Raw genomic sequence first — 13978 nt, forward strand, 5'->3', positions numbered from 1 at the left:
TGGAGACAGAGAATGTCTGGAGTACTTGATGCCGAAAAGTCTAATGCTGCATCCAAGACGCAAAGCGCGTGGCAGAAATTAGGCTTAGATAACCCTGTTTTTTGGTTAAGCGGAGGTTTTCTCACTGCCTTCGTAATCACCGCATTGGTGAACAATAAATTGCTGTCTGACCTTGTTAATCAAGGCTTCAGTTGGAGCGTGTCTTTCTTTGGTCCTTACTGGCAGCTTTTGCTGTTAGCGACATTTTTGATTGGAATTGCACTGGCGTTTAGTCCCGGCACGGGACGCGTTCGCCTCGGAGCAATGGACAAGCCAGAAATGGAAGGCTTCAAATGGCTCGCGATTATCCTTTGCACATTGCTTGCGGGCGGCGGGGTGTTTTGGGCGGCGGCCGAGCCAATCGCACACTTTGTGAATCCACCGCCACTTTATGGTGTGCCAGAGGGAAATATTCAGCGTCAGGCCTTTAATGCGTTGGCACAGTCCTTCATGCACTGGGGTTTTCTTGCATGGGCAATTCTGGGGACGCTGACCACGATTGTTTTGATGCACCTTCATTATGACAAAGGCTTACCACTCAAACCACGTACATTGCTTTACCCTGTGTTTGGTGACCGTGCAATGACAGGCTGGTTAGGCGCGGTGATTGATGCATGCTGTGTTGTAGCTGTTGCGGCGGGTACCATTGGCCCAATTGGCTTTCTTGGTCTTCAAATCAGCTATGCGCTAAACCTGCTTTTTGAATTGCCTGATGGCTTTACTACCCAATTTATCATCATTCTTTGTGCCATCGCGATCTACACCATTTCTGCTCTGAGCGGCGTAAACCGCGGGATTCAAATTCTCAGTCGTTACAACGTGATCCTCGCGGTTGGCCTGATGATCTACATCCTTCTCGTGGGGCCGACCGATTTCATTATCAACGGCTACCTGCAAGGTGTGGGCACCATGGTCGACAACTTTATTCCCATGGCGACGTTCCGTGGCGATATGGGGTGGTTGAGCTGGTGGACGGTGTTCTTCTGGGGCTGGTTCCTCGGCTATGGACCTATGATGGCGATCTTCATTGCCCGTATTTCCAGAGGGCGCACCATTCGCCAACTGGTTACCACCATTGCCATTATCGCACCGTTAATCACCTGTTTCTGGTTCACCATTGTCGGTGGTTCTGGCCTTGCGTTTGAAATGGCGGAACCTGGCTCGGTAAGTAAGGCGTTTGAAGGGTTCAACTTACCAGCATCGCTGCTCGCGATTACTCAGCAACTGCCGTTTCCTACCTTGGTGTCCATCTTGTTCTTGATACTGACCACGGTCTTTATCGTCACCACAGGCGACTCGATGACTTACACCATCAGCGTCGTGATCAGTGGTGATTTGGAGCCAAACGGTCTGATGCGTACCTTCTGGGGCGTGATGATGGGTACCGTTGCCATCATATTGATTTCACTGGGTTCAGGCGGCGTCTCTGCCTTGCAATCCTTCATCGTGATCACCGCAGTGCCGGTCTCACTGATATTGCTTCCATCACTTTGGAATGCGCCAAAAATTGCGCTTCAAATGGCAAAAGCGCAAGGGCTGGATTGAGCCAAAAAATATTACTCAATCGACACAGGAACGTGACAGTCTCGCAAGAGGCTGTCACCAATAATAAAGGAAAAGGTTCGACGTAAACCTTGGCAGTTAAAGGTGAGCAGCCATGGAAGCAAACCAAGTAATCGATGGAAAGGCAGTCCTTCGAGATCCAGCAGTGGTCATGGATCCTTATCGTATCGGTGCGATGCACCAAACCCGTATTAGCTTTGTTCGTTCGCTGCTCAGAAAAATGTCTGCTGAAAAGTGGCAGATAGCGTTAAAGACATGGGAAATTCAGGAAAGTGGTTTCGGCCACGCTATCTACGCGCTAGATACACCAAATCATCACTATGAGTTGATCATTTTCTCTGACGAGATTGCGGATGAAGATCGCAACGATCGTGTGATCGCAGAGAAATGGGATGTCACGTTCGCCTTGGTCAAAGGCGAAGTTAACGAGAAAGAACTGGCATACCTTCGCCAAAATGTACCGCTTCAAGAGGCGGGCAGAAACTCTACCAAAGTGCTTGTGCTATCGCGTGCCAACAAGAGCGTGCGCGTGTTTGAGCACGTGGTTGATGAACTCTCGAAAGGTTGTCAGCCCGATACGTATGAGATTGCCAAAGTGGGCTACATCCTGCGCACGACGGCAGTGTATGGCAATGGCAAGTTCGGTATCGCAGATTTTGAAACGCTAGGTGAAAATCCGGACTTTTCGCTCTCTTTTAGCGCGCAAATGTGTGCGGTTTTCATCCTTCGTCAGTTTAGTCTCGATTGGGTGCATGACTTGGCAGCGCGACGAGGCGGTGAGAAAGCCGTGACACTTTCTCCCCAAATGCAGCGGTATATCGGGATAGGCAATGCCACTGGATTGGGTATGGCGCCGTATCTTATTCGTCATCCTCGTGTTGTCGATAATTGGCTCTATCAACGCGAAATGGCACTGGGAACGGTGGCATTGAGTAGCATTGACGAAGAAGCAAAACAGAAGGTGTCATCTTGCTTCAGAAGGCCAAAAAGCACTTAAGTCAGGTTGTCACCATCGACGAGCATCAGCGTAAGCTCAATGCCCTCTGTGTAAGCGAGATTCCCTCTCTTTTAGAGGATATCAACAGTACATCCGAACCTAACCTGACATGGCAGACCTTGATTGAACGTGCTTCGGTTTACAGCTTTGAAACGCAAGAAGTGTTCATTGCTTCGTTGATGGAGGCGCATCCTTGGTTGGTCGATGAATTCGCGCAGGGTATGAACACAGAGGAGTCCATACAGCTAACACCGGGGATCAGTGTGGCAAACATGCTGAGGCTACTCGAAACCCGCTACCGTTGGGCGTTAGACATAAATTTTGAGTCGCCCGACAGCCAGTATTGGTTTTGGTATCGCTCGATAGACAAAGAAGAGCCGCGTATGGGCGTTCGAGGCAATGAAGCGGGCGAGGAGCATGAGTTATCACTTGATGTTGCAAGGCAGGCTCACCGGCTCTATCACGCGCTCTCTCGCGTTGACAGTAACCACTCACTGGCGATGTTCTTGCTGGAAAACCCAGAGTATCGAACGATAGCGCGAAGAGTGTGGACGCTAGGCAATCAGCCAATGGGTGACATCCAAATCAACGTGCTGGATAAAGGCGTGCTTCCTATGCATTTGTTGAGGTGCAAGCTTTCTATGTTTGGCGCGACTAAGTTTGACCCGCGCTCTGACAGATGGGTGAGGGTGACCTTGTTTCAAGGTGCGCCTTTGGCGGCGGAAACCTCTCAAGGTATCGCAAAGGACGACTGGCTTTTTCCGTTGCTTCCTGACAGGGAGGCATAACGTTCATGTTTGTTTCACACAATGAATTGGTCACCTTGTGTGCCAAGGCGTTTGAGAGCCTACAAAAGCACTGCGGCGAGTCAGATGCGATCGCAAACATGGTGGTGGAGCTAGAAATGGCGGGGCTCGGGGGTGTCGCAAACTTTGTTGCAGCTCTGCAGTTTCTCGATGAAGAACGAAAACCCGTTTCGCCGTCCATCGTCATCGATTTGAATCATGTAGAGGCCGATCTTCACGGTACGAGCTTGCTGTGCCATTTTCCAGCGCTGCTGGATGTCACCATCGAGCAGCTGATCAGTGCGAAGTCTGCGCGTTTGACGATTCATCAATGCAGCAATCGGCACTTTGCATTTGGTGAGCTGGTAAAGCTATCAGGTAAAGGGATTTCAGTTCGAATGACATGGTGCAATGACAAAGTACCGCTCGGTGTCGAGTACATACACAATGCAGGGCGTCGTTATCCGGACATCTACTTTGGGGACAATCAGGATATTGGCGTTCACGACGTAGAGATTGAATTGAGCTTGGTGCCATTCATCATGGATGACGCAAGCTTGTCACCGGATATTTCGGCGGAGATGCAGGCCATATCGTTTCAACGTGCATGGGAATGTGGCATTGAAGTTGATGAGGCACATTGGTTGACGATGAAAGCTTTTGCCTCACGAGGCTTGGTGGAAAACAGCGAGCAGTCGCAACGCGGTGCGGGTGAATAGCCTAACGCAGTTGAAAAAAAGCCCTGATTGTTCAGGGCTTTTTTTTCGATTATTTTCCGTCTACGCGGTTCATGAACTTGTGTTCAGCCGTGTTGATGCGGATTTTGTCGCCAGGTGCTACATATTCTGGAACCTGAACAACCAGACCTGTAGTCAGGGTTGCAGGCTTAGTACGTGCACTTGCAGACGCGCCTTTGATTGACGGCGATGTCTCGGTGATCACCAGATCAACCGAAGATGGCAGTTCGATTGCAACAGGCTTGCCGCTTACTGCCAGAACTTGAATACCTTTAGTATCTTCAGTGATGAACAGCAGTTCTTCAGCGATGTCTTCTTGGTTGAAGTGGTATGGCGTGTAGTCTTCACAATCCATGAAGATGTACTCGTTACCGTCGATGTAAGAGAAGTCTGCTGCGTGACGGCTGAAGTCAGCCAGCGTCAGCATATCGTCTGCTTTGAAGCTCTCGTCGTATTTTGCACCTGTTGCTACATCGTACAGACGCATACGGAACAAGCTGTTACCCGCGCGGCCGCTTGGAGTCAGCTTAGAAATGTCTTTAACTGCCAGTACTTTGCCGTTGTGTTCGATCACGGCGTTCTTTTTAATTTCACTTGCCTTTGGCATGGTCACTATTCCAGTTGAATAACTGCAGCGAAAAATATCACGATTTCTGATTTTGGCAAGATGGGAGCAGCAGAGTTTCTCTAAATCAAGATGCGTCGCAAATGCAAAGCCGGTTGTCTTTGAATCTGGCTAGACTGGTTGCGGGCATATACTGAATGCGTATCTGAATCTGGAGGATGTATGAACACAGCCTTAGTGGTAATCGACTTCATCAACGACATCGTTCATCCGGACGGAAAAATCCCCTCATGTGCAGAGCAAGTGGCAGAGAAGGGAGTGATTGAAAAAGCCAATGACGCTATTGCGTGGGCGAGGAAGTTGGAACATCTCATCATCTTTGTCAAAGTTGGCTTCACGGAAGGGTATCAAGACCAGCCAAAGCATTCTCCCATCTTTGGTAAAGCCAATAGCCTCGGTGCATTAAACCTCAACGGTTGGGGGACGGCGTTTCATGAAGACTTGCAGGTGACAGCCAACGATTTAGTGGTGGTTAAACCGCGAGTGAACCCATTCTACTGTACGTCGCTCGACGCGACGCTTCGGGCAAATCAAATCAACAACCTCTATGTATGTGGCGTAAGCACATCGTGGGCGATTCAGAGCATAGTGCGTGATGCCCATGACCGTGATTATGTCGTCCATGTTGTCGCTGATGCCTGTGCCGCACACACTGACGCTGAACACTCGGCTTCGCTGGCGCAACTTGAGAGAATCGCAACGATTACGCCAAGTCGATTGCTATGATGCCTGACTTTCTTTAATTCTTAATGTAACGTGATGAAAAATCTCGGTAGGTGATTGTTTTTATGATTAAAACGTTGAGCTCTAAAGTTGTATACGAAAACAAATGGATGTCGGTAAGAGAAGACCAGATTGAACGTCCGAGCGGCGCACAAGGTATTTATGGCGTGGTTGATAAACCAGACTGTGCGGTGATTATTGCCGTGGATGACGGCCAAATTCACTTGGTACAACAGTACAGATACACAGTTCAACAGCGCTGCTGGGAGCTTCCGCAAGGTGCGTGGGAATCTAACCCTGATGCGGATCATTTGGAGCTGGCTAAAGGGGAGTTAAGAGAGGAAACAGGGTTGGATGCTGCGTCAATGACGTATCTCGGCAAACAATACATTGCCTATGGATTTTTGAATCAAACTTGTCATATCTATTTCGCCACACAACTATCTCACATTGGGAATTGTTTAGACGTGGAAGAAGAAGATTTAATTTCTCGTGCTTTTAACATTTCAGATTTTGAAAACATGATCGTCGAAGGAGAGATCCGAGATAATGTGACGATTGCCGCATATGGTCTGGCGAAATTAAAGAAAGTCGTATAATTATTTTTGTGAAACTTGTGATGGTATGTTGAATTTTTTTCTTGCCTTTTAACAAGGAGTTAGTGGCTGAGGTGTAACTGAGGAAAATAATTCCGATAGAGCTGTAAAAATTTACAATTTGATGAATATAGTTATGTTTTTTTGAGCAATAACTCCATTATAATCCGCCTAGATCTGGCGCGAACTCTACAAGAAGCAGAATATTTACTTTCGAAGTGATCAGGTCAGTTTCACCTTCACAGGGAAACAAATAATAAGAATTGGAATAAATCGCTCTCGGAAGTACTTATGTTTAGAGCTCGTCTGGCGACAACGATCGCAGGCTTCATATTGCCGTTTCCAATAACAGCATTTGCACAGTCGGATCTTAGTGAATTATTGGATATGCCGTTGGAGGCACTGTCTGATACCAAAGTCGTGTCTGCTACGAAAACAGCGTTAAGCCTTGCCGATATTCCCGCCGCTACCTATGTCATCACCGCAAAAGAAATCAAACGATCAGGCGTACGATCCGTCGCCGATGCCTTAACCCTAGCACCGGGTTTACATGTCGCTAAGTTTTCCAACTACGACTGGGGTGTTTCCGCGCGCACAACCAATGAAGCGATGAGCAATTCCATGCTGGTGATGGTGGATGGCCGAAGCGTATTTAACCCGATGTTCTCCGGTGTAGACTGGGATTTGATTCCGGTTAGCTTGGACAACATTGACCATATTGAGGTGGTGCTAGGGCCGGTCGGCACTATTTGGGGTGGCAACGCGGTTCATGCTGTCATTAACATCATCACAGTTGATGCTGAAGATGCACCGAAACGCCATGTTTCTGCGGCAGTGGGTAACTACCACTATCAAGAATACCAAGCGCATCACGCAGGCAAAGTCAGCGATAATCTATTCATGAGCGGATATGCTGAGTTTGTTCAGCATATGCCGTGGACGAGTGACCAAGAAATTGTCCAACCTCATCAAGACTACCGTGTTTATACCGAACGCTTTGGTTTGCGCGGCGACTACCAACATTTCGATAAAACCGTTTCTTTCCAACTAGGCGGCATTCGTTCCCGTGAAGATTATCAGTGGGGTCTGTATCAGCCGCACTTCTTAAACGGTGGTGAAGATGTTGATGACTTTGCGCCATATCAAACGGAAATGCTTGCCGAAGAATACTTTGGTGGCGTGAAGTATTTGCAAGAACTTGGTGAAGACCGTCACTGGGAACAGCAGCTTTGGATCACTTACAGCAGCAGTGATGGTTCCGACCGCAACGCGTATTTCACACGTTACGATTCAGAAACGAGCTATCAAGATGCCAACTTCTTTGGTGGCCACTTAACGCTTGGCTTGAATTACCGCTTTATTGATGAATATTTCAGACCTTACAGTGCGGACGAAAGCCTTTTGTCACCGTATGTGAGAGTCGCAGATGAGCAAGGTTACGGTAACAAGAGCATCGCGGGTTACTTTAACTTTATCTACCCGATCACTGACTCAACCACAGTGATGCTGGGTAATCGTTGGCAGTATTTTGACATTAACCACGAAACGTATTCTCAGCCTCAGCTCAGGGTTATGCAAAAGCTGACTGACGGCCAAAGTGTATGGGCAGGTTGGGGTAGAGCCTTGGTGACACCCGCCCGTGATGGCCGAAGCGCACACTTCAAGAGAAATGTTTATGCGAGCGATCAGTACGTTTGCGTGCAGTTGGCACCGAATAATGTCTATTGCGGAGACTTTGATCGCTACCGTACAACGACATACGTAGGCAAAGAAGAGCTAAAAGCCCCCGAAGTTGATACTTTCGAAGTCGGGTATAAGTTCTATGAAAAGAACAACGTTAGCTTTGACGTTAATTTGTTTTACAGCGAAGAATCTAACATTCCGGTTTGGGCTTACGACCCTAACAGCTCTGGCGCAATGATTGTCACTGGCAACTCTTCTCCGGGCACCGTGGGGACGTTGGTTGAATCTATCGTCTATCGAAAAGAAGAGCGTGTTTCTTCTAAAACAAGCGGCGGTGAGATCGCCCTTAAGTGGCTGGTAAGTAAAGACCTTCAGGTCAATGCAAACTACAGCTACAAGCGGATCAAAGCAGAGTTTGATGGTGCAGAAAGCCTCGCTATCAAGCAATTGCTCAAAACCTATGAAAATGAACCGCAGCATTTAGCCAGCGCGCAAGTCATGTGGGATGTAACAGACAGTTTTTGGGTGAGCAGTGTGTTGCACTATGCGTCTGGCACTGATCCGGATGACATTCTCGCCAACGCGGAGCAAGTTGCGTGGCCAGATGTGGTTACGTGGGACCTTCTTTTTGGTCTCCAGCCCTTCTATAAAGGGTTAGAAATGACCCTCACGGTTGAAAACCTGTTTAACGATCAAATTAATGAGTTTCCAGAGTCATACAATGGGTTCGACAATGGCACCCAATATTGGCTGGAGCTTGATTGGTTTTTGCCCTGAGGATCTATGGTAAAGCGTAAATGGGATTTACAACGCTTTAAGCGACTGTTTTCTGCACCTTTTGTGGGTGTGCTGATGTCGCTTGTCCTTGTATTAGGGCACTATGTCGAGGCGGCGGATTTCACCGATGACGAGTTGAAGGCAGTGTACCTTTTCAGGTTTGCTTATCTTGTTAATTGGGAGAACCTGCCTTCCCAAGACAATTTGTACCACTACTGCGTGGATGGCAGTAGCCAAGTTGCTCGACAACTTGAGACGATTGCTGAACAGAAACGCCAAAAAGCAAAGTACTGGGACATCACTGACGACAGCGCAACGCCCAGTCGATGCCACATCTTATTCACCACCAGTCGTGAAGAAGAACATATCTTGTCACTTCGAATTCAATATCCTGATTCGCTTCTTGTCGGGGAAGGAAAGAGGTTCGTTGAAAATGGCGGTATGGCTTCATTTATAAAAATGAACAATCGAGTCAGACCTTACATTGACATGCATAATCTTCTCGGCTTGCCTTTTACGCTTCGATCACAGTTGCTTGCCATTGCTGTGACTAAGGGGGAGGTACAGGAATGACACCTCAATTTCTAAAGAATTTACCGTTACGCGTTAAGCTGATTTTACCAACCTGGTTGCTAATGACTGTTTTCGTCATTGGTGGTGGGTTAGCGACAACTCACATCGTTAGCCAGAACCTAGAAGAAGGGTTGGCGTATCGTGCAGATATTCTCGCGAGTGGCGCGGCGAGCAACTTAACCGCTGCCATTGCGTTTGAAGACATAGCGTCAGCCAAAGAGCAATTGACGGCACTGAGCTATGACCCTGACCTTGTTCATGCAAAGGTCTTGAGAGATAGCGGTTCAGAATTCGTGTCATTCTCTCGCTTGCCAAAGGATTGCGCGCCACATCCAGCCGGGTTCATCTGTAATCAGACCGCTCTAGAGCGCGTGGTCAAACCGATTCAAATGGGCAGTGAGAAGCTGGGGACGTTAGAGCTTTATTTCACTAAAACGCGCGTGGCAGATGAGAAGCAAAGACTCACGGGTTTCCTTGTCATGGCGACGGTGGCGTTGTCGTTGTTCGCGCTATTCTTTGCGCGCCTGATCCATGGATTTGTTTCGCAGCCCCTGTCATCACTGCATCGCTCCATGTCGAACATGATTCGGTTAGGTATAATGAGCAACACACTTCCGGTTACCCGTTATGACGAGCTAGGGCAGCTCACCGAGTGTTTCAATGACATGGTGACAAGCTTGTATGAGCGGGACAAACAGCTAACGGCAACGCTGAGCCAACTGGAAGAGAAAAGTATTTATATCAATCACGTATTGGATACGATTGATCACGGTATTTTGGTTATCGCGCCGGGCGACGTAGTGACTTACTTTAATCCAGCGGCAGAGATAGAGTTGAAGTCGATGGGCTGTGACCCAACAAACCTCGACCATATTTTGTCTAACTTCCTGCCAGCGACGACCTTGTTAGAAGTCTCAAGTGCGATTGATGAGCATCGTCCAATCCATGCTGTTGAAATCCGACATCGTGTTTCGGGCAAAGTGTATCGCGTGCGCTCAACACCAATGGCATCGGCACAACATTCTTTGGTGCAATTTGAAGACATCACTACGCTCCAAACGGCTGAGCAGCGCCGTAAACTCGCCGAATTGATCTTTGACCAAAGCAAAGATGCAACGCTTGTTCTTTCTAGAAGCCTATCCGTTGAAGCGCAAAACCGTGCTTGTTTGAAGACGTTTGGTGCGGTGGAGCATTGGAATCAGATGTTCTCGAGCGACCTTGGGCGACTGCCGTATACCGAGTTTAAAACGTTGTTGAGAAAGGGGGTGTACACCTGGCACTCTCACTTGTTCTGTATTTCTGGCACCATCCTTCCTTGCCGCATTGATGCAAGGACAGTGACCAATAGAAATGGAAAAGTGGAAGCCTTTGTTATTTCCATTTTCGACCAAACAACACGACTTGAGCTTAAACGCCTGAACCATATGGCGCACCACGATCCTCTGACCCAACTGGCAAACCGCACCCATGCTATGGCGACGTTGGCACAGGAGCATGCCATCGGGCAGGACATGCATGTTCTGTTTGTTGACCTAGACGGCTTTAAGAACGTCAATGACCTCTATGGACACAACGTTGGCGATGAACTGTTGAAGGTAATTGCTAAGCGCCTTAAAGGCTGCGTATCTTCGGGGGATTTGGTAGCGAGATTAGCGGGCGATGAGTTTTTGCTGGGCATTCGCGGCAGTGAGCAAATCGAACATATCATGCAGCGTTTGATGAAGAAGCTGAATGAAGTCATCATGGTCGAAGGCGTGCGACCACGTGTGAGTGCCAGTATTGGCGTTCGCTATTGGGCGAGTCATGACGAGACGCCACTTAAAACGGTTATCGATCAGGCCGATAAAGCCATGTATGAAGCCAAGGCGATGGGCAAGAATCGTTACGCTTACGCAAGCGAGGGCGCAAACACTGTACTACTTTGAAACATAAGAAGATGCACAACAATAAGAGAGACACAGTGGACTACCTCGACACTTTAGCTACACATTGCCTTGCGTTTATCGAGAAAGAGATGCAAACAGACACCGCGCACGATACCAGCCATATCCTGCGCGTTGTTAAAACCGCCGAAGCCCTTTGTGAGATTGAAAATGCGAATAGGGCGGTTGTTCTTCCTGCCGCCTATCTGCATGATTGCTTCACGTTTCCTAAAAATCACCCTCAGCGAAGCGAGAGCTCGCGATTTGCCGCCGATAAAGCCGTCGCGTTTCTTCGTTCCATCGATTACCCCGCGGAGTTTTTGGAAGCCATTCACCATGCCATTGTTGCCCACAGTTTCAGTGCCAATATCACACCGGAAACTGTGGAAGCCAAAATCGTTCAAGATGCGGATCGTCTTGATGCGTTAGGGGCGGTTGGTGTTGCGCGCTGTATTCTGGTCAGCGCGAGTTTGGGACGCCAATTGTATTCGCTGGTCGATCCTTTCTGCGAAGAGCGGGAACCAGACGATCACACGTACACGCTCGATCATTTCTATACAAAGCTTTTGGGTTTGCCTTCAACCATGCAAACCGCAGCAGCGCAAAGAGAAGGTGAGAAGCGCGTGGCGTTTATGAAGACGTTTATCGATCAACTTGATCACGAAATTTAAAGCCCACTTGGGCAAAAATGGGAGCAGGAATGTCCAACACGCAGTTGGTTTTAGCAACCAAAGATGATGCCAGTCTATTGCAGGAAGCTGCGTTAACTGCATTTCATGCAGACTATAAACTTTACGGCGGCTATCCACCCAATATTGAATCGCTGGGCTGGTTCTATGAGCGAATCGCGGATAAGCAATTCTTCAAGATAGTCGTCGACACGGCTTTTGCTGGTGGTCTTTGCATTGAAGACACTGGCGATGGCGGGATGGACATTCGTTATCTGTACATAAGCGAGGCGTTTCAGAACAAAGGCATCGGACAAGACGTTATGTCGATGGCAGAAAACTTGCTCCCTGACATTCAACAAATCTACCTATTAACGCCCTACAAAGCCTTCAGAAACCAGTACTTTTACGAAAAGCTCGGCTACAAAAAGATCGGTGAGTTTCACCCTGATCCCGATAACGAGTTTGTGGTGTTTGAGTATCAAAAACGTCTCTGACAAAACGCAACGAGTTTGAATAATCTGGTTGTGTTTAACTGCAAAGCGTAACCAGATTAAGACGCCGATTCTTTTTTTACTGAACCCATCAAAAAGCCTTCTTTAATTTTTAAACTTTCTGTTAGTGTGGATTTTTGTACTAAGCATAACTGCACGAAGGAAGTGTTATGTCTATTGAAGGGGCGATTACCTTTACGATCGCAATATTCATCTTTGTAATAACCCCTGGGCCGGGTATTTTCGCCATTTTGGCGAGAGCGATGGTGACGGGCTGGCGTGATTGTATTGTTATCATGTCGGGTATGGTTTTGAGTGACCTCATTTATCTCACCCTTGCTTGCTTTGGTTTGGCGACCATTGCAGAAAACTACTCAGAGCTGTTTACCGTTATTCGCTATGCTGGCGCGGCATATCTGATTTTCTTGGGCTACAAAATGTTCAAGGCGTTGCCTCAACTTGCTGAAATCTCGGCGAAACCTCAACGCAAGTCGAAAGGCTATGTTGCGGATTTCATGCAGGGATTTCTCATCTCAGCGTCGAATCCGAAAGTCATCATTTTCTACATCGCATTTTTGCCGACCTTTATGGATCTAACCGTATTGAGCATGAGTGATGTTGTGTTGGCGAACGTGCTTGCAGGCATCGCATTGATGAGCGGCGGTATGCTGATTGCCGTTTGTGCTGACAGAGCAGCGCGTTTGCTGAAAACAGAAAAAGCCATCAAGCGCATGAATCGCAGTGCGGGATCTATCATGATTGGCGCAGGTGCTTACCTAGCATTAGCCGATAAACGTGCCCCGAAAATCGAGAAAGCCGCCTCTATTTGGCGGCTTTTTTAATTATGGTTTAGCTCGTCTGGCTGTGACCATTTCACAATGGCGCGAATGTTCATCAGCAAAAAAATGACGTTGGCGATCATCATGGCAAGGCTGTCAGTTAAAAAGCCTACACATATCCAAGAGGTGTTGCCGCAAATCATGAGATAAAAGCCAACCTTGTTCTTATTGCCGATCTGCCAAATCGCTAGAAAGGTCAGCACCATCGCTAGCCAATCGATACCGTAGTATTGAAAGAAATCCATCTCCATCTTAATCCTTTATGCAATGTTTGCGGTTTGCTTATCCATCGCAACAAACTCTAGAGAAATGGCCGAAATGAGCGATGGCGTGATAAGGGGGTGCTTTTGCGTTGCGGCAACAATAACGATATCGATAGCAGGCAATGGAGGTAAATTGCTGTTTTCGATGATCTGCAAATCATCAGGCACGCTGCTTCTTGCCATCGCTGAAACCGCCATACCTTTTCTAACGACCGCTTTTAATGTTGAAGCACTGGTGGTGAAGGTTAACAAGTCAACGTCGATACCAAACTTGCCAAGGCCATCTAAGGCAGTAGTGTGAAACTTACAGTTTTTATCGAACAATGCCAGCGGGAGTGGTCTACGAGCAATGAGACTCGCATTGTCACCGCAAATCCAAACCCCTTTATCGTGTTTGAGTAGCCAGCCTTCATCGGAATCCGGCGCACGCGTGACGATTGCCAAGTCCAATTCGCCGCAGTCTAGGCGTTGACGAAGACGTGTACTTGATGCGCAAAGCACATCAAAAGTGATGGGGCGATTAAGCGTTCGTCTCAAACTTTCAAGTAGGTCTGGCAATAGGCCGTCTGTGTAATCGTCAGGGCAACCAATACGAATAGGGCGCGCGGTATCTTCCCGTTTGAAAGCATCCAGTGCTTCATCGTGTGAGGCCACAAGGCGGCGTGCATGGCTCACCAACCTTTGCCCTGCGAGG

General features: G+C 48.0%; 13 protein-coding genes and 1 pseudogene. 11 read left to right on the top strand and 3 right to left on the bottom strand.

The genetic code is table 11. The annotated features are described in order from the left end of the window. Window positions 1–12 precede the first annotated feature (12 nt). From ATN88_RS00890 to ATN88_RS00900, 3 genes and pseudogenes are all read left to right on the top strand, one after another. Window positions 13–1584: a BCCT family transporter gene (locus ATN88_RS00890; RefSeq protein WP_067410021.1), complete on the top strand. Its 1572-nt coding sequence runs from the start codon at window positions 13–15 to the stop codon at window positions 1582–1584. Between the two features lie 112 nt (window positions 1585–1696). Then, a pseudogene (locus ATN88_RS00895) lies at window positions 1697–3387 on the top strand (hypothetical protein). Between the two features lie 5 nt (window positions 3388–3392). Further along, complete coding sequence (locus ATN88_RS00900; protein WP_067410023.1) at window positions 3393–4103, top strand: DUF3726 domain-containing protein; 711 nt, start codon at window positions 3393–3395, stop codon at window positions 4101–4103. Between the two features lie 49 nt (window positions 4104–4152). Here ATN88_RS00900 and efpL read toward each other — a convergent pair whose 3' ends face one another. Further along, window positions 4153–4728: an elongation factor P-like protein EfpL gene (gene efpL, locus ATN88_RS00905; RefSeq protein WP_067410026.1), complete on the bottom strand. Its 576-nt coding sequence runs from the start codon at window positions 4726–4728 to the stop codon at window positions 4153–4155. A gap of 180 nt (window positions 4729–4908) precedes the next feature. Between efpL and ATN88_RS00910 the strand changes: the two genes are divergently transcribed. From ATN88_RS00910 to ATN88_RS00945, 8 genes are all read left to right on the top strand, one after another. Beyond that, the gene (locus ATN88_RS00910) at window positions 4909–5472 is read left to right on the top strand and encodes an isochorismatase family cysteine hydrolase (protein ID WP_067410029.1); all 564 of its coding nucleotides are present in this window, start codon (window positions 4909–4911) and stop codon (window positions 5470–5472) included. 62 nt (window positions 5473–5534) lie between these two features. Continuing rightward, the gene (locus ATN88_RS00915) at window positions 5535–6068 is read left to right on the top strand and encodes an NUDIX domain-containing protein (protein WP_067410033.1); all 534 of its coding nucleotides are present in this window, start codon (window positions 5535–5537) and stop codon (window positions 6066–6068) included. Window positions 6069–6356: 288 nt separating this feature from the next. Beyond that, complete coding sequence (locus ATN88_RS00920) at window positions 6357–8525, top strand: TonB-dependent receptor plug domain-containing protein (RefSeq protein WP_067410036.1); 2169 nt, start codon at window positions 6357–6359, stop codon at window positions 8523–8525. Between the two features lie 6 nt (window positions 8526–8531). After that, window positions 8532–9098, top strand: a complete 567-nt coding sequence (locus ATN88_RS00925; RefSeq protein WP_067410039.1) for a YfiR family protein — start codon at window positions 8532–8534, stop codon at window positions 9096–9098. Further along, window positions 9095–11023 (top strand): diguanylate cyclase domain-containing protein, encoded by a 1929-nt coding sequence (locus ATN88_RS00930; protein WP_067410048.1) that lies wholly within the window; start codon window positions 9095–9097, stop codon window positions 11021–11023. Before ATN88_RS00925 ends, ATN88_RS00930 begins: the two co-directional genes overlap by 4 nt. A gap of 11 nt (window positions 11024–11034) precedes the next feature. Then, window positions 11035–11691 carry an HD domain-containing protein gene (locus ATN88_RS00935; protein ID WP_067410050.1) on the top strand — a complete coding sequence of 219 codons (657 nt, stop codon included), beginning with the start codon at window positions 11035–11037 and terminating at the stop codon, window positions 11689–11691. A gap of 29 nt (window positions 11692–11720) precedes the next feature. Further along, window positions 11721–12185, top strand: coding sequence for a GNAT family N-acetyltransferase (locus ATN88_RS00940; RefSeq protein ID WP_067410051.1), 465 nt, complete (start codon window positions 11721–11723; stop codon window positions 12183–12185). Between the two features lie 167 nt (window positions 12186–12352). Further along, window positions 12353–13024, top strand: coding sequence for a LysE family translocator (locus tag ATN88_RS00945; RefSeq protein ID WP_067410053.1), 672 nt, complete (start codon window positions 12353–12355; stop codon window positions 13022–13024). Here ATN88_RS00945 and ATN88_RS00950 read toward each other — a convergent pair. Continuing rightward, the gene (locus ATN88_RS00950; protein ID WP_067411876.1) at window positions 13021–13266 is read right to left on the bottom strand and encodes a nicotinamide mononucleotide transporter; all 246 of its coding nucleotides are present in this window, start codon (window positions 13264–13266) and stop codon (window positions 13021–13023) included. The genes ATN88_RS00945 and ATN88_RS00950 overlap by 4 nt on opposite strands. 15 nt (window positions 13267–13281) lie before the next feature. After that, entirely contained in the window at window positions 13282–13959 is a 678-nt protein-coding gene (locus ATN88_RS00955; protein ID WP_408607687.1) for a LysR substrate-binding domain-containing protein, read from the bottom strand. Window positions 13960–13978 lie beyond the last annotated feature (19 nt).

Source organism: Enterovibrio coralii, from assembly GCF_001559595.1.
Classification (GTDB): Bacteria; Pseudomonadota; Gammaproteobacteria; order Enterobacterales; family Vibrionaceae; genus Enterovibrio; species Enterovibrio coralii.

What these genes read in the sequence shown, in the direction of transcription:
- ATN88_RS00945 (WP_067410053.1), top strand. Translation starts at nt 12,353, where the DNA reads ATGTCTATTGAAGGGGCGATTACCTTTACGATCGCAATATTCATCTTT.
- ATN88_RS00900 (WP_067410023.1), top strand. Translation starts at nt 3,393, where the DNA reads ATGTTTGTTTCACACAATGAATTGGTCACCTTGTGTGCCAAGGCGTTT.
- ATN88_RS00940 (WP_067410051.1), top strand. Translation starts at nt 11,721, where the DNA reads ATGTCCAACACGCAGTTGGTTTTAGCAACCAAAGATGATGCCAGTCTA.
- ATN88_RS00925 (WP_067410039.1), top strand. Translation starts at nt 8,532, where the DNA reads ATGGTAAAGCGTAAATGGGATTTACAACGCTTTAAGCGACTGTTTTCT.
- ATN88_RS00920 (WP_067410036.1), top strand. Translation starts at nt 6,357, where the DNA reads ATGTTTAGAGCTCGTCTGGCGACAACGATCGCAGGCTTCATATTGCCG.
- ATN88_RS00890 (WP_067410021.1), top strand. Translation starts at nt 13, where the DNA reads ATGTCTGGAGTACTTGATGCCGAAAAGTCTAATGCTGCATCCAAGACG.
- ATN88_RS00950 (WP_067411876.1), bottom strand. Translation starts at nt 13,266, where the DNA reads ATGGATTTCTTTCAATACTACGGTATCGATTGGCTAGCGATGGTGCTG.
- ATN88_RS00915 (WP_067410033.1), top strand. Translation starts at nt 5,535, where the DNA reads ATGATTAAAACGTTGAGCTCTAAAGTTGTATACGAAAACAAATGGATG.
- ATN88_RS00910 (WP_067410029.1), top strand. Translation starts at nt 4,909, where the DNA reads ATGAACACAGCCTTAGTGGTAATCGACTTCATCAACGACATCGTTCAT.
- efpL (WP_067410026.1), bottom strand. Translation starts at nt 4,728, where the DNA reads ATGCCAAAGGCAAGTGAAATTAAAAAGAACGCCGTGATCGAACACAAC.
- ATN88_RS00935 (WP_067410050.1), top strand. Translation starts at nt 11,035, where the DNA reads ATGCACAACAATAAGAGAGACACAGTGGACTACCTCGACACTTTAGCT.
- ATN88_RS00930 (WP_067410048.1), top strand. Translation starts at nt 9,095, where the DNA reads ATGACACCTCAATTTCTAAAGAATTTACCGTTACGCGTTAAGCTGATT.